This window comes from Promicromonospora sp. NPDC060204, assembly GCF_042728455.1.
Classification (GTDB): domain Bacteria; phylum Actinomycetota; class Actinomycetes; order Actinomycetales; family Cellulomonadaceae; genus Promicromonospora.
This window is the reverse complement of record NZ_JBHWZO010000159.1, coordinates 1-14,588: the sequence shown is the minus strand read 5'-3', so window position 1 is coordinate 14,588 and position 14,588 is coordinate 1. Positions and strand designations below refer to the sequence as shown.

Sequence of the window (14,588 nt, the reverse complement as noted above, 5' to 3'; positions counted from 1 at the left end):
CGTTTTGCCGAGCGTTCGGGGCAGTCCCGGCCCTGACCGGTCGGGGCAGTCCCGGGGCGCGGGCACTGTGGGAATCGACGACCGGCAGGGCGAGTTCCACCGTCATGGGAACGGGCCGGCGCGCGCCTTCGGCAGGCGCTCCGTCCAGGTCGAGGTCCGGATAGTGAGAAGTCCGGGTCTCCTCCTGGTCATCTTCCGATTCGCCGCCTATACCTCCCTCACGGTCAACCGCCCACCGCGCGACCACCGAGCTCAACACGTTGCGAGGAGCCCTCCCATGACCTCATCAACCGCACCGACCGCCACCCCGCCCGCACCCACCGTCGTCGTCGTCTCCGGGAACCCCCGTCCCGGGTCGCGCACCCTGCGCGCCGCCGAGGCGGCTGCGCACCGGATCGCCGCGCACCTGGGTATCGACGACGTCACGACGATCGACCTGGCCACGTTCGCCGACCAGGTCCTCGCCGCCGAGCACCCCGAGGCCGACGCCGCGAAGGAGCGTCTCGCCGGCGCCACCGTCGCCGTGATCGCCACGCCCGTCTACAAGGCGGCCTACACCGGCCTGCTCAAGGCCTTCCTCGACCTGTACGGCAACGACGGCCTGGCCGGCGTGGTCGCCGTGCCGCTCGTGGTCTCCGGCAACCCCGCGCACGCGCTGGCCGGGGAGGTACACCTGCGGCCCGTGCTCGTCGAGCTGGGTGCCGTGGTGCCGGCCCGCTCGCTGACCGTCACGGAGAGCCAGCTCGCCGACCTCGACGGCGTGATCGAGGCCTGGCTGAGCCGGGCGGGCGAGTCGCTGCGGCGGGCGACCGGCCCCGGCGTCGTCGTCCAGGCCCGGGTTCCGGCCGGTGTCGGTGCTGGTGCTGGTACCCGTGCTGGTGCCGGTGCCGCCGCTGGTGTCGAGGAGGTCGCGCGATGACCGCCGAGAACATCGACCTGTCCGCCCTGGAGGAGCTCTTGGCCCAGCAGGACGAGCCCCAGCTCAGCCCCGACGAGTTCAAGACGGTCTTCCGCAACCACCCGGCCGGCGTCGCCGTCGTCGCGCTGCTCCACGAGGACCGGCCCGTCGGGTTCACCGCCACATCCGTCATCTCGGTCTCCGCGGCTCCCCCGCTGCTCGCGTTCTCGCTCGCCTCGACCTCGTCGTCGTGGCCCGCGATCTCCGAGGCCAGCACGCTGGCGGTGAGCTTCCTGGCCGACCACCAGGACGACGTCTCCGCCCGCTTCGCCACGAGCGGCATCGACCGCTTCGCCGACGGCGGCTGGACGCCGCTGCCCACGGGCGAACCGGTCATCGACGGCGCCGTGTCCTGGTTCCGGGCCCGGGTGGTGCAGCGCACCCCGATCGGCGACAGCTACCTCGTCTCGCTGCGCGCGCTGGCGTCCAGCCTCACCGAGGACGGCGGGGAGCCGGCCGCGTCTCCCCTGGTGTACAAGAACCGGGCGTACCACCGCATCGGCGACGACACGACGATCTGACGCCGGGCGGCGCGGCAGTCGAGCGCGCGCCCGCCGGACGCGCCTACCGGCCGGACGCTACCCAGTCATTGTGCCCGAATCTCGCCCCGTTTCGGGCCCAATGACTGGGTAGCCGGCCGCCGCCGGCCGCCGCAGCGATCGCTCACGCCTCCAGGAGGTCAGGGCGGGGGTGGCGGACGCCCTGGACGGCGTCGCGCGGGATGACGGCGCCGATCGCCGCGACGTCGTCCGCCGACAGGGCCAGCGACGCCGCCGCCACGTTCTGCTCCAGGTAGCGCAGCCGCTTGGTGCCGGGGATCGGCACCACGTCGTCGCCCTGCGCGAGCAGCCACGCGAGGGCGAGCTGGGCCGTGGTCACGTCGCGCTCGGCGGCCAGCGACTCCAGGGAGCGCACCAGCGCGCGGTTGTGCTCGAACGCCTCGCCGGCGTAGCGGGCGTGGCTGCGGCGCACGTCGTCGGCGGCGAGCGTGTCGGTCGAGTCGACGGTGCCGGTCAGGATGCCGCGGCCCAGCGGGGAGAACGGCACGAACCCGATGCCGAGCTCGCGCAGCACGGGCAGCACGGCGTCCTCCGGGTCACGGGTCCACAGCGAGTACTCGCTCTGCACGGCGGTGATCGGGTGGACGGCGTGGGCGCGGCGCACGGTCTCGGCGCCGGCCTCGGACAGCCCGACCGCGCGCACCTTGCCCGCCGCCACGAGCTCGCCCAGCGCGCCGACCGTCTCCTCGACCGGCACCTGCGGGTCCACCCGGTGCAGGTAGTACAGGTCGAGGTGGTCGGTGCCCAGGCGGGCCAGCGACCGGTCGATCGCGTGGCGCACGTACTCGGGGCGCCCGTCGACGGGACGGCCGTCGGGGTGGCCGCCCGCCGGCGGCAGGCCGAGCTTGCTCGCCAGCACGATCCGGTCGCGCTGCGGGCCCAGCACCCGGCCGATCAGCTCCTCGTTGCGGCCGTGGCCGTAGACGTCGGCGGTGTCGATCAGGGTGACGCCGAGGTCGAGCGCGCGCAGCAGCACCGCCTCGGCCTCGGCGGCGTCGGCCGGACCGTACGAGTCGGCGACGGACATGCCGCCGAACCCGACCGCAGAGACGGTCAGGGCGTGCGGGCCGGAGCCCAGCGTGCGGGTGGGGACGGGCGGGGTGGGACTGCTGGCAGTGGTCATGCCCGCAGCCGACCACCCCGCCCCGCCGTCGGCAAGGTCCGCCCGCAGGCTCTCGCATGGCGAGACGCCCCGGCGGGGCGGTCGGTCACCAGGACGGCAGGCCCAGCGCTGTCAGCGCCGACCGCAGCCGGTCCCGCCCGCGCAGGGCTCCCGGTCCGCGCAGCCGGTTCAGGGCGCGCCCGATCCAGCCGCCGTCGAGCCCCTCCTCGCGGTAGAAGTCGGTCATGCGTTTCTCGTAGGCCGCCAGCGGACGCAGCTGCCGCGCCGTGTCGTAGGTCTCGTGGTGCAGCACCACGGCCTGCGGCAGCCGGGGCTTGACCCGTCCCGGGCGGGCCGGGTCGGGGCGCCCGACGACGAGACCCACCACCGGCGCGGTGCCCCGGGGCAGCCGCAGCTCGGCCGCGAGCTCCTCGGGCCGGTCGCGGACCCCGCCGAGGTAGACGGTCCCCAGCCCGAGGGACTCGGCGGCCACCATGGCGTTCTGGGCGGCAAGCGCCGTGTCCAGGTACGCGGTGACCGTGGTCTCCAGGTACCCCGTCGCGTGCACGGACGTGTTCCGGCGCTCGGCGAGGGTGCGGACGCGCGCGACGTCGGCCACCCACACCAGCAGGAGCGGCGCGTCCCGGACGTGCGCCTGCTCGCCGGACAGGGCGGCCACGCGGGCGAGGCGCGCCGGGTCGGTGACGGCCACGACGCTCCAGAGCTGGAGGTTCGACGTCGTGGGCGCTGACTGTGCGGCCGCCACCAGGGTGGGCAGCACGGAGGGCGGCAGCGGTCCGGGCAGGAACCGCCGGACCGAGCGGTGCGCGAGCTGGACGTCCAGCACGGAGCGCGGGAGGTCCGCCGCCGCGGCGACGGTCGCGGAGACCTGCGGAGCCGCGGTGTCGGCGCGGCGCGGGGTCACGCCGTAGCGGGCGGCGACCTGGACGCGGGCGGCGGCGAGCCGACCGGCGTGCTCGGGCGACTCGGGGTGCTCGGAGGGGTCGCGCGAGGAGTCGTGCGCTTCGTCGCGCGCGATCTCGGGCGGGGTAGCGGGCTGGTGCGCTCGCGGTGTGCGGGTGATCCGGGCCGGCCGGCGGGCCGACGGTGCGGGAGCTGTCTCGGTCGGGGTGGTGACCAGAAAGGCGTCGATGGCTGTCATGAGTGCTCCGTGGGGTGGACGGAAGGCCAGACACTCACGTTGCGAGCCCTTCGTCAATGCCCCAGTTCGCCGTCTCACTCCCCGGACAGGGGTCACGCGGCACTGTCGCGCCTGGTGACAGGGCTGCGGACGCCGCCCGCCCACTATATGGACTCTTTGCCGGATTGGTTGACTCGTCGGATTTTTTCCCGTCTCATTCCCGCCGCACTGCAAGGGGCGGTGTCACCTACGTTCCCGATCCGAGGAGAAAGACCGTGTCCACGACGAGAAGGCCCGCCACGAAGAGGCCTGGACGGTGGCGCCTCGCCGCCACCGCGGCCGTGCTGGTGTCCCTGGTGGTCTCCGCCTGCAGCACCGGCTCCGGCACCGCGTCCGCGCCGGTCCCCGAGGAGGACCGACCCGGGGGCACCCTCAACATCGGGCTGGCCGCGGAGCCCAACGGCGTCGACGCCGCCGTCGTCAACCAGGTGTGGCGCACGGTCGCCCGTGCGCTGACGGACTCGCTGGTCTTCTTCAACCCGGAGACCAAGGAGATCGAGCCCTGGCTGGCCACGGAGTGGACCGTGAAGGACGCCCGCGTCTACACGTTCACGCTGCGCGACGACGTGACGTTCCACGACGGCACCGCGCTCACGTCCGAGGTCGTCAAGCAGAACTTCGAGAGCCTCGACCGCCCCGGCATCCACTCCAGCGCCAAGACCATCGTCGAGGGCATCAAGGAGATCCGGACGCCGTCCGAGCACGTGGTCGAGGTGGAGTTCGCCAAGCCGAACGCCGCGTTCCTCGTGAGCCTGTCGCGCGCGCACGCCGGCATCGTGTCGGCGAAGACCGCCGCGCTCCCGGTCGAGGAGCGCCAGAAGTTCCTGGACGGCTCCGGCCCGTTCTACCTGGAGGAGTACACGCCCAACCAGCGCATCGTGCTGAAGAAGCGCGCGGACTACGACTGGGCACCCGAGTACTTCGGGCGCAGCGGGCCGGCGTACCTCGACGAGGTGGTCTACAGATCATCCCGGAGGACTCCGTGCGCAACGGCGCCGTCATCGGCGGCGAGGAGCTCCAGTTCGTCTACTGGGTCAACGCGAAGTACGTGGACCAGCTCGAGGCCGCCGGCCTGACCATCACCGAGACCACCAACCCCGCGACGGGCACGGAGTGGCCGGTCAACACCTCGTCGAAGGTCCTGAAGGACGTCCGGGTGCGCCAGGCGCTCCAGCACGGCATCGACCGCGCGGAGTTCACCAAGCTGGTCTCCGGCGGCTACGACGAGGCCGCGACGGGCCCGCTCAGCAAGGCCAACCCCTTCTACTCCGACCAGAGCGAGTACCTCACCTACGACCCGGAGCTGTCGAAGCAGCTCCTGGACGAGGCCGGCTGGTCCGAGACGGGTGAGGACGGCATCCGCGTCAACGCCGACGGCGACCGGCTCTCCTTCCGCTTCCCGCGGGACGGCGCGGCCGAGCAGGTGGTGCAGGCGCAGTGGAAGGAGCTCGGCATCGAGCTGGTCCTCGACCCGCCGCTGGACGCCGAGGCGAACGAGAAGCTGCTCTCGGGCGAGTACGACATCGCCTACTGGTACCACTCCACGCCGGACCCCGACGTGCTGCGCGCCAACTACGGCGTCGAGACGGGCTCGAACCGCTCGTTCATCGCGGACGACGACAAGACCGGCCAGCGGCTCGACGACCTGCTCCAGGAGCAGAACACCGTGATCGAGCCGGAGGCGCGGCAGAAGATCGTCGACGAGGCCGCCCAGCTCCTGGTCGAGGACGCCTACGTGCTGCCGATCGTGAACGACACCGACATCTGGGCGTTCCAGCCGACGGTGCACGACATCCAGCCGGTGGGCCTGGACCAGTACCTCTACAACGCCTGGCTCTCGGAGAAGTGAGGTGCTGAGGCACGGGCTGCTGAAGTACGCCCTGCGGCGGCTGGCCTACGCCGCGATCGTGGTGTGGGGCGCATTCACCGGGGCGTTCTTCCTGCTCTACATCGTCCCCGGCGACGCGGCGGGCGGCCTGACGATGGGCGCCTCCGGCGGCGACGTCGAGCAGCTCCTGGCCGAGCAGCGCGAGCTGCTCGGCCTGGACCGCCCGGTCCTCGTGCAGTACGGGGACGCGCTGTCGGGCGCCGTCCTCGGGGACTTCGGGGACAGCCTCTACCAGCGCCGGCCCGCCGTCGAGGTGTTCTTCGAGGCCTTCCCGGCCACGCTGCAGCTCGCGTTCCTGGGCCTGGCGCTGGCGGTGCTGCTCGGGGTCGCTCTGTCCGTGGTCATCGAGCTGACCGACTGGCGGCTGCTGCGCGAGCTGCTCGTCTCGCTGCCGCCGGTCGCGGTCTCGCTCCCGCCGTTCCTGGTGGCGCTCGTGCTGGTACAGCTCGTCGCGTTCCGGCTCGGCTGGATCGACGCCTTCGGCGACCGGACGTTCCTGGGCCTGCTGGTGGCCTCGCTGTCGATCGCCGTGGCCGGCGGCGGGACCATCTCCCAGCTCCTGACGGCCAACCTGCGCGGCGCGCTGACCTCGCCCTACATCGAGACGGCGCGCAGCTGGGGGCTGAGCCGGTTCGACGTCGTGGTGCGGCACGCCCTGCGCAACGCGTCGCTGCCCGTGATCACGGCGCTCGGGACGCTCATCGGCGTCATGGTCGGCGGCACCGTGCTCACGGAGACGGTGTTCTCGCGGCCCGGCATCGGCCGGCTCGTCGTCGACTCCGTCAACGGCCGCGACATGCCGGTCGTGCTGGTCGCCGTCACGGTGAGCGCGCTGATCTTCGTGACCGTCAACTTCGTCGTCGACCTGGTCTACCCCCTGGTCGACAAGCGCATCCGGCTGGAGGGCTGATGAGCGTCACCGAGACCAAGGCGGCGGTCGCCGCGGATCCGGCGGGTCCGGCCGCGCCGTCCCCGGCCCTTCCGGGCGCGGGACGACGCCGCAGGTGGCTCGCCCGCCTGCTCGACGTCGCTCGCACGCCCAGCCTGCTGGTGTCGTACGTGTGGCTGGTGCTGATCGTCACGGCGGCGCTCGCCCCGACGCTGTTCGCGCCGGGCGACCCGCTGGCGCAGAACGGCGACGCGATGCTGCTCCCGCCCGGTCCCGAGCACTTCTTCGGCACCGACGACCTGGGGCGCGACCAGTTCACGCGCACCGTGCACGGCACCCGGCTGTCCCTGCAGGCCGCGGTGATCGCGGTGCTGATCGGCCTGGTCAGCGGCTCGCTGATCGGGCTCGTCGCGGGCGCGGTGCGCGGCTGGCTCGACAGCGTGCTGATGCGCGTCGTCGACGTCATGCTCGCCGTGCCGAGCCTCATCGTGTCGCTGGCGATCATCTCGGCGCTGGGCCACGGCACCCTCAACATCGCCGTGGCCATCGGGATCAACAGCACCGCGACCTTCGCCCGTCTCATGCGGTCCGAGGTGCTCAAGGTCGCGGGCGCCCGGTACGTCGAGGCGTCGGTGTTCGCCGGCCACGGCTACGCCTACCGGCTGCTGCGGCACGTCGTGCCGAACGCCACCCGGTCGGTGCTGGCCTACGCGACGATGGAGATCGGCAGCGCCATCCTCACCGTCGCCTCGCTGAGCTTCCTCGGCCTCGGCGCCCCGCCGCCCACGCCCGAGTGGGGCCTGCTCGTGGCCGAGGGCCGCACCTTCATCGCCGCGCAGTGGTGGCTGAGCCTGCTGCCCGGCCTCGTGATCGTCGTCTCCGTGCTGGCCGTGTATCGCATCGGCCGGTCGATCGACCGAGGGAGAACCCGTGTCGTCGCCTGAACCCCTGCTCACCCTCGACGGCGTCAGCGCCCAGTTCGCACTGCCCGGCCGTCCCCCGGTCCGCGTGCTCGACGACGTCAGCCTCTCGCTGCGTCCCGGCCAGGTGCTGGCGCTGGTCGGCGAGTCCGGCTCGGGCAAGTCGACCCTGGGCCGCACCGTCACCGGCACCCTGCCCGAGAACGGCCGCGTGACCGCCGGGCACGTGACCTTTGCCGGGCGGGAGCTGACGGGCCTGCCGGAGCGCGAGCGCCGCGCGATCCGCGGCAAGGACATCGGGTACATCCCGCAGGACGCCCTGCTCGGCCTCAACCCGCTCCTGCGCGTGGGCGTCCAGGCGGGCGAGCCGCTGCGCGCCCACGGCCTGGCCGGCAAGGCGGAGCGCCGCGAGCGCGTCATCGAGCTGTTCGGCAAGGTCGGGCTGCGCGACCCCGAGAAGATCTACGGCGCCTACCCGCACGAGCTGTCCGGCGGCATGTGCCAGCGCGTGCTCATCGCCGCGGCGATGTCCACAGGGCCGCGGCTGCTCGTCGCCGACGAGCCCACCACCGCCCTGGACGTCACCGTCCAGAAGACGATCCTCGACCTGCTGGGCGGCCTGGCCGCAGAGAACGACCTCGCCGTGCTGCTCGTCACGCACGACCTCGGGGTCGCGGCCGAGCGGGCGGACGAGATCGCCGTGCTCAAGGACGGCGTCCTGGTGCGCTCCGGCCGCACGCGCGAGGTCGTGGCCGACCCCGGGGACGGCTACACCGAGCAGCTCCTGCGGTCGTCCTCGCTCGGCTTCTCCGGGGCCGACGCCGCCGCTGCGCGGCAGGAGCGCACCGCCACCCGGGTCCCCGCCGACGCCCCCGTGGTGGTCCGGGCTCGCGACGTCGCCAAGACGTTCCGCGCCCACCGCGGCCGGACGGCGGTCACCGCCGTGGCCGGGGCGAGCTTCGAGGTGCGGCGGGGCACCACGCTCGGAATCGTGGGCGAGTCCGGGTCGGGCAAGACCACGCTGGTCCGCCTCCTGGCGGGCCTGACGCCGCCGAGCTCCGGCACCGTCACGGTGGACGGCGAGCCCGTGGTCCACCACCGCCGGGGCGCCGGCCAGGCCTCGCTGTACCGCAAGGTGCAGATGGTCTACCAGGACCCGTTCGCCTCGCTGAACCCGCGCACCGTCGTGCGGTCGATCCTGGAGGAGCCGCTGACCGGCCACCGGATCGGCGGGTCGGGCCGGCGGGGCGCCGCCGAACGCGCCCGGCGGGTCGACGAGCTGCTGGAGCAGACGGGCCTGCCGGCGTCGGTGGCCGACCGCTACACGGCCGAGCTGTCCGGCGGCCAGCGGCAGCGGGTCGCGATCGCCCGCGCGCTCGCGCCGCACCCCGAGGTGCTGGTGCTCGACGAGCCCGTCTCCGCGCTCGACGTCACCGTGCGGCGGCAGATCCTCGACCTGCTGCTCGACCTCCAGGACCGGCTCTCGCTGACGTACCTGTTCGTCTCGCACGACCTCGGCGTCGTCGCGGAGCTGTCCGACGAGGTCCTCGTGCTCCGGCACGGCGACGTCGTCGAGCACGGCCCGGCGTCCGACGTCATCTCCCGGCCCCGGACGGACTACGTCCGCCGGCTGCTCGCCTCCATCCCGGGGGCGGCGCCGGCCTCCGCGGCGGCGGGCACCCCTGCGCAGTAACAAGAACGAAGCACCACCGCATCAGACGAAAGGACTCCGCCATGGGCGAGCCGGCACAGCGCCAGCTGCACCTCGGATACATGTACTGGCTGAACGGGACCCACTGGGGTGGCTGGCGGCTGCCGGAGTCGGCCACGCCCGACCCCTTCGGTCTGGCCTACCCTGCGCAGGTCCTCAAGCTGGTCGAGGACGCGAAGTTCGACTTCTTCTTCCTCGGCGACACGCTCCCGGGCGACGTCTACCGCGAGCACTACGGGACTACGCACAACGCCGGGCGCCTCGAACCGTTCACGCTGGCCTCGCAGCTCGCGCTGCAGTCCTCGAAGATCGGGCTCGCGGTGACCGCGCACCCGACCTTCTACGAGCCGTACATCCTGGCCCGGCTGACCGCCTCGCTGGACCACCTCAGCGGCGGGCGCCTGGCCTGGAACGTGGTGCTCGGCGCGAACGACCTCGCGGCCAAGAACTTCAGCCTGCCCGACCTGGGCGGCGAGAGCCGCTACCGCCGGGCGGCCGAGTTCATCGACGTCATCCGCAAGCTCTGGGACAGCGTCGAGGACGGCACGTACCTCCAGGACAAGGAGTCGGGGCAGTACCTCGACCCGAGCAAGATCCACCGGCTGGAGCACCAGGGCGAGTTCTTCTCCGTGGCCGGCACGCTGCCCATGCTGCGCCCGCCGCAGGGCCACGTGCCGCTGCTGTACGCGGGCGGCTCCGAGCTGTCCCGCGAGCTCACGGCGCAGTACTGCGACATCAACTTCACCGGCCCGCCCACCCGGGAGGTCTCGGCGGAGTTCAACGCCGACGTCCGCGCGCGGGCCCTGCGCCTGCGCGGCCGGGAGGAGCCGATCTTCTTCCTGCCCGGCATCACGCCCGTCATCGGTGACACGCGCGAGGAGGCGATCGACCTCTTCGACCGCCTGAACGCGGGCCTCCCAGTCGACGACGACCCTGTGGCCGGCGACCAGGGCGACGACTACTACACGAGCGAGGCGTTCCAGGCGGCGCAGCGGGGCCGGGCGCCCCTGCCGATGGGCGCGCGCAGCCTGCGCTCGATCGGCGAGCGCACCGGCGCCGACCTGCGCCCGCTGGGCCTGGACGGCGTGCTGACGCCGTCGCTCGCGGCCGAGCTGAACGACGTCGGGCAGAAGCTGCTGCGCACCATCGCCGACCGCACCGGCCGCACCGTCGAGGCGGGCACCGTGCGCGGCCGGGACCTGCTGCACAACTCCATCGGGGGCGGCTTCCCGCTCGCGATCGGCACGGCGGACGACGTCGCGGGCACGCTCATCGAGTGGTTCGAGCAGGGCGCCGCCGACGGCTTCAACATCCAGTCGCCTGCCATGCTCGACCAGCTCGAGCGGTTCACCGGGCAGGTGGTGCCGATCCTGCAGGACAAGGGCGTGTTCCGCACCGAGTACGAGGCGGACACGTTCCGCGGGCACTTCGGGCTGCCGGTGCCGCCGAACCAGTTCGCGGCACAGGAGGCGCGCGCATGACGCTCCCCGACGGGTACCGCGCGCTCGGGCGCTCCGGCCTGGTCCTGTCCGAGCTGGGCGTGGGTGCCAGCACGTTCGGCCGCAGCGGCATGCGCGCCGTCGGGCAGGAGCAGGTCAACCGGATCGTGGACCGCGCCATCGACCTGGGCGTGACCTACTTCGACGTCGCCGAGGGCTACGGCGACCGCACCGGCCTGTCCGAGGAGCTGTTCGGCACGGCGCTGGCCGGACGGCGCGACCAGGTGGTGATCGGCACCAAGTTCGGCCGGTCGCTGGCGACGGACCGCGGGCCCTCGTACGGCCGGACCGGGGCGCGCAAGTACGTCCTGGCCGCGGTCGAGGACAGCCTGCGCCGGCTCGGCACCGACTACATCGACCTGTACCAGATCCACTTCCCGGACCCGTTCACGCCGATCGAGGAGACCCTCTCCGCGCTCGACACGCTGGTGCGCGACGGCAAGGTGCGGTACGTGGGCGCGTCCAACTTCAAGGCCTGGCAGCTCGCCGACGCCGACCACGTGGCCGCGGCCCGCGGCTACGGCCGGTTCGTCTCCACGACCGACGAGTACAGCCTGCTGTGGCGCAAGCCGGAGGAGGAGCTGATCGGCGCCCTGGAGCACTTCGGCCTGGGGTTCCTGCCGTACTTCCCGCTCCAGAACGGGCTGCTGACCGGCAAGTACTCGCGGGACAACGCGCCGGAGGGCGCCAAGATCACCAACCTCAAGACGTACCTGCTCGGCGAGGCGCCGTGGGACGCGCTGGAGAAGTTCGAGCGGTTCGCCGCCGACCGGGGCGTGACGCCGAGCGCGCTCGCCCTGGGCTGGCTCCTGGCGCAGCCCACGGTGACCAGCGTGATCACGGGCATCACGGTGCCGGAGCAGCTCGACGAGAACCTGGCGGCGACCCGCTGGGTCCCCACCCCGGAGGAGGAGCAGGAGCTCCGCGACCTTCTCCCGGGCACCCTCACGGGCGGCCCGGGCCGCGTCGGCTGACACCGGTCGGTGTCGGTGTTGAGCACAGCAGTTGCCGCCAGAGAGGGACGTTCTCTGGCAGCAACTGCTGTGCTCAACACCGCTCGTGGGTGACCGGCGACCGGATGGCGAGACGATCCGGCAGGGCCATTGCGTCCTGGTGGGGCGGGGCTATGTTGCGCGCGGTCGGCGTCCGCGGCAGGTCCGCGGGGGTGCGCCGCGACGACACCGGAGGTTCTCTTGCCCGCTCCACAGCCCCCTTCGCCCTTCTTCGTCGGGCTCGACGCCGACGGCGCGGGCGCGCACCCGGCGGCCGCCGTCGTCGCGCGCCTCGCGGGCGCCGACCTCGTGTCCGGCGCCCGGCTGGCCCGCACGGTCCGGCAGGCTGAGCACGCCGGCCTCACCTTCGTCTCCTTCACGGACGCGCTGCTCCCGGCGGTACCCGGTTCGCCGGCGTCGGCCCGCCTGGAGTCCGTCACGCGTGCCGCGTTCGTGTCCCGCACGACGACGGCGATCGGGCTGGTGCCGCAGGTGCCGACCACCTACCCGGAGCCCTTCCACGTCGCGGCGCAGCTCGCGTCGCTGGACATCGCGGCGGCCGGCCGCGCCGGCTGGCTCGCCGCGGTGACCCGGGACGCCGCGACCGCGGACGCCTACGGCCGCCCCGTGGTGGGCGACGTGACCCGCGAGGCGCGCGACGTCGTGCGCGTGGTCCGGGACCTGTGGGACTCGTGGGAGGACGACGCCGTGATCCGCGACGTCGCCACCGGCCGGTACATCGACCGCGACCGGATCCACCATGTCGACTTCGAGGGCGAGACGTTCTCGGTCAAGGGCCCGCTCATCACGCCCCGGCCGCCCCAGGGGCAGCTCGTGGTGCTGGCCGCCGACGGCGAGGTGCCGCCGGCGCGCGCCGGCACCGGCCCCGGCGACCGTCCCGGTGACGCGGAGCGGCTCGTCGACGTCACGCTGGTCGGCGGCGCCGGTGTGGGCGCGGCCCGCGGCAACGCGGAGGCCGCACGCGAGCACTCGCCGCTCGTCGGCGTCGACCTCGAGGTGGTGCTCGACGCCGGCGGCCGCACCGGCGCGGACCGGCTCGCGGTGCTGGACGCCAGCACGCCCACCGGCGTCCGCTCGCCGTGGGACACGCGCGCCCTGCGCTATGCGGGCGACGCCGCCGGGCTCGTCACCTTGCTCACCGAGCTCGCCACCCCGGGCCCGGACGGCTGGCGCCCGGTCGACGGCGTGCGGCTCCTGCCCGCCGTGCTCGACGTCGACCTGCCCGTGCTCGCGCGCGACGTCCTGCCCGCCCTGCGCGCCGCTCGGCTCACCGCGGCGCCGCGCGCCGGTGCCACGCTGCGCGAGTCCCTCGGGCTGCCGCGCCCCGCCAACCGCTACGACACCCGCGTCCAGGCGGACGCGGCGAGCGCCTGAGGAGACCCCATGTCCGACCTGCCCGTGACCGACCTCCCCGTGACCCGCCCCGACGCCCAGGTGCACTTCGGCGTCTTCTTCCAGGGCGTCAACCACACCACCATCTGGTCCGACCCGGAATCCGGGTCGCAGACCGACTTCGCCACGTTCGAGCGCGTGATCCGGACGGCGGAGCGCGGGCTGTTCGACGCGTTCTTCCTCGGTGAGGGCCTGCGGCTGCGCGAGTCGCGCGGCGCCCTGCACGACCTCGACGTGGTGGGCCGCCCGGACGCGATCACGCAGCTCGCCGCGCTGGCCGCGATCACCACGCACATCGGCCTGGTCGCCACCCAGAACACCACGTACAACGACCCGGCCGACCTGGCCCGGCGGCTGCAGAGCCTGGACGTGCTGTCCGGCGGCCGGGCCGCCTGGAACGTCGTGACCACCGACAACGCCTGGACCGGGGCCAACTTCCGCCGCGGCGGCTACCTCGACCACGCCCTGCGCTACGACCGGGCGCAGGGGCAGCTCGACGTCGCCCGCCAGATCTGGGACGCCTTCCCGGACACGGGCGGCAGCGACGCGTTCAGCGGGACGGTCGCGCACGTCTCCGAGCACAGCGCCCTGTTCGACGTCGAGCTCGACCCCACCACGCCGCGCAGCCCGCAGGGGCACCCGATCATCTTCCAGGCGGGCGACTCGCCGCAGGGCCGGGACTTCGCGGCCGCCAACGCGGACGTGATCTTCTCGCGCCACGGGTCGGTGCTGGCCGAGGCGCTGGAGTTCGCCGCCGACATCCGCCGCCGGGCCGTGGCCGCGGGCCGCCCCGAGGACGACGTCAAGATCTTCCCGGGCACCGGCGTCATCGTGGGCGACACGCCCGCCGACGCCGAGGAGAAGGCCCGCTGGGTGCGCTGGAACCAGGTCACCCCCGCCACGGCGCTCTCGATCGTCGGCAACGTCTGGGGCGAGGACCTGTCGGGCTACGACCCGGACGGCCCGCTGCCCGCGCACGACCCGGTGGTCGAGGAGCTGGGCGGCGAGCGTGGCTCCGCCACCACGGGCGCGCGGACCCGCGAGATCGCGGCGCGGTGGCGGGCGCTGGCGGAGGCCGAGCACCTGTCGATCCGCGAGCTCGTGGTGCGCAACAGCAGCGAGCGCGGGTTCCAGGGCACGCCGGCCGCGGTGGCGCAGGACCTGATCCGGTGGGTGCGCACCGGCGCCGTCGACGGCTTCAACATCAGCCCGTGGATCGTGCCGTCCGGCCTGGACGACATCGTCGACCGGGTGGTGCCCGAGCTGCAGGAGCGGGGCGCCTACCCGACGTCGTACACGGGGACCACCCTGCGCGAGCACCTGGGCCTGCGCGCCCCGCTCACCCGCCGCGCGGCCGCGGGCACCGCCGCCGTCGGCGCGGCGTAACCGCCGCCGCGCGCCCCCATGGTGCGCTTCTACCCAGCGATTCGGCCCGAAAACCACCCGGTTCCGGGC

At 73.5% G+C, this 14,588-nt stretch carries 11 protein-coding genes and 1 pseudogene; 10 read left to right on the top strand and 2 right to left on the bottom strand.

The window, feature by feature from the left end; translation table 11 throughout:
• Positions 1-277: 277 nt before the first annotated feature.
• On the top strand, positions 278-919 hold the full coding sequence (locus ACFWEJ_RS19060) for an NAD(P)H-dependent oxidoreductase (RefSeq protein WP_377230766.1): 642 nt from the start codon (positions 278-280) through the stop codon (positions 917-919).
• Positions 916-1,479: a flavin reductase family protein gene (locus tag ACFWEJ_RS19055; RefSeq protein ID WP_377230765.1), complete on the top strand. Its 564-nt coding sequence runs from the start codon at positions 916-918 to the stop codon at positions 1,477-1,479. The genes ACFWEJ_RS19060 and ACFWEJ_RS19055 overlap by 4 nt, the downstream gene beginning before the upstream one ends.
• 142 nt (positions 1,480-1,621) lie before the next feature.
• On the opposite strand, the gene ACFWEJ_RS19050 is transcribed toward ACFWEJ_RS19055, so the two are convergent.
• Positions 1,622-2,641 carry an aldo/keto reductase gene (locus ACFWEJ_RS19050; protein ID WP_377230764.1) on the bottom strand — a complete coding sequence of 340 codons (1,020 nt, stop codon included), beginning with the start codon at positions 2,639-2,641 and terminating at the stop codon, positions 1,622-1,624.
• A gap of 85 nt (positions 2,642-2,726) precedes the next feature.
• Positions 2,727-3,782, bottom strand: coding sequence for an NADPH-dependent oxidoreductase (locus tag ACFWEJ_RS19045; protein ID WP_377230763.1), 1,056 nt, complete (start codon positions 3,780-3,782; stop codon positions 2,727-2,729).
• Positions 3,783-3,838: 56 nt separating this feature from the next.
• On the opposite strand from ACFWEJ_RS19045, the pseudogene ACFWEJ_RS19040 reads away from it, so the two are divergent.
• The 8 genes and pseudogenes from ACFWEJ_RS19040 (at position 3,839) to ACFWEJ_RS19005 (ending at position 14,519) form a co-directional block, all read left to right on the top strand.
• A pseudogene (locus tag ACFWEJ_RS19040) lies at positions 3,839-5,670 on the top strand (ABC transporter substrate-binding protein).
• Position 5,671: 1 nt separating this feature from the next.
• A complete protein-coding gene (locus ACFWEJ_RS19035; RefSeq protein ID WP_377230762.1) occupies positions 5,672-6,619 on the top strand; it encodes an ABC transporter permease in 948 nt (315 codons plus the stop codon).
• Positions 6,619-7,542 carry an ABC transporter permease gene (locus tag ACFWEJ_RS19030; RefSeq protein WP_377230761.1) on the top strand — a complete coding sequence of 308 codons (924 nt, stop codon included), beginning with the start codon at positions 6,619-6,621 and terminating at the stop codon, positions 7,540-7,542. The genes ACFWEJ_RS19035 and ACFWEJ_RS19030 overlap by 1 nt, the downstream gene beginning before the upstream one ends.
• A complete protein-coding gene (locus tag ACFWEJ_RS19025; RefSeq protein WP_377230760.1) occupies positions 7,529-9,211 on the top strand; it encodes a dipeptide ABC transporter ATP-binding protein in 1,683 nt (560 codons plus the stop codon). Before ACFWEJ_RS19030 ends, ACFWEJ_RS19025 begins: the two co-directional genes overlap by 14 nt.
• Positions 9,212-9,252: 41 nt before the next feature.
• Positions 9,253-10,710, top strand: a complete 1,458-nt coding sequence (locus ACFWEJ_RS19020) for an LLM class flavin-dependent oxidoreductase (RefSeq protein WP_377230759.1) — start codon at positions 9,253-9,255, stop codon at positions 10,708-10,710.
• Entirely contained in the window at positions 10,707-11,702 is a 996-nt protein-coding gene (locus ACFWEJ_RS19015; RefSeq protein WP_377230758.1) for an aldo/keto reductase, read from the top strand. Before ACFWEJ_RS19020 ends, ACFWEJ_RS19015 begins: the two co-directional genes overlap by 4 nt.
• A gap of 219 nt (positions 11,703-11,921) precedes the next feature.
• Positions 11,922-13,115 carry an LLM class flavin-dependent oxidoreductase gene (locus tag ACFWEJ_RS19010; protein ID WP_377230757.1) on the top strand — a complete coding sequence of 398 codons (1,194 nt, stop codon included), beginning with the start codon at positions 11,922-11,924 and terminating at the stop codon, positions 13,113-13,115.
• 9 nt (positions 13,116-13,124) lie between these two features.
• The gene (locus ACFWEJ_RS19005; protein ID WP_377230756.1) at positions 13,125-14,519 is read left to right on the top strand and encodes an NtaA/DmoA family FMN-dependent monooxygenase; all 1,395 of its coding nucleotides are present in this window, start codon (positions 13,125-13,127) and stop codon (positions 14,517-14,519) included.
• The last annotated feature ends 69 nt before the right edge of the window (positions 14,520-14,588 follow it).

Bases quoted from the DNA above. Each gene is read 5' to 3' on its own strand.
- ACFWEJ_RS19060 (WP_377230766.1), top strand. From the start codon at position 278: ATGACCTCATCAACCGCACCGACCGCCACCCCGCCCGCACCCACCGTC.
- ACFWEJ_RS19055 (WP_377230765.1), top strand. From the start codon at position 916: ATGACCGCCGAGAACATCGACCTGTCCGCCCTGGAGGAGCTCTTGGCC.
- ACFWEJ_RS19030 (WP_377230761.1), top strand. From the start codon at position 6,619: ATGAGCGTCACCGAGACCAAGGCGGCGGTCGCCGCGGATCCGGCGGGT.
- ACFWEJ_RS19005 (WP_377230756.1), top strand. From the start codon at position 13,125: ATGTCCGACCTGCCCGTGACCGACCTCCCCGTGACCCGCCCCGACGCC.
- ACFWEJ_RS19020 (WP_377230759.1), top strand. From the start codon at position 9,253: ATGGGCGAGCCGGCACAGCGCCAGCTGCACCTCGGATACATGTACTGG.
- ACFWEJ_RS19015 (WP_377230758.1), top strand. From the start codon at position 10,707: ATGACGCTCCCCGACGGGTACCGCGCGCTCGGGCGCTCCGGCCTGGTC.
- ACFWEJ_RS19050 (WP_377230764.1), bottom strand. From the start codon at position 2,641: ATGACCACTGCCAGCAGTCCCACCCCGCCCGTCCCCACCCGCACGCTG.
- ACFWEJ_RS19045 (WP_377230763.1), bottom strand. From the start codon at position 3,782: ATGACAGCCATCGACGCCTTTCTGGTCACCACCCCGACCGAGACAGCT.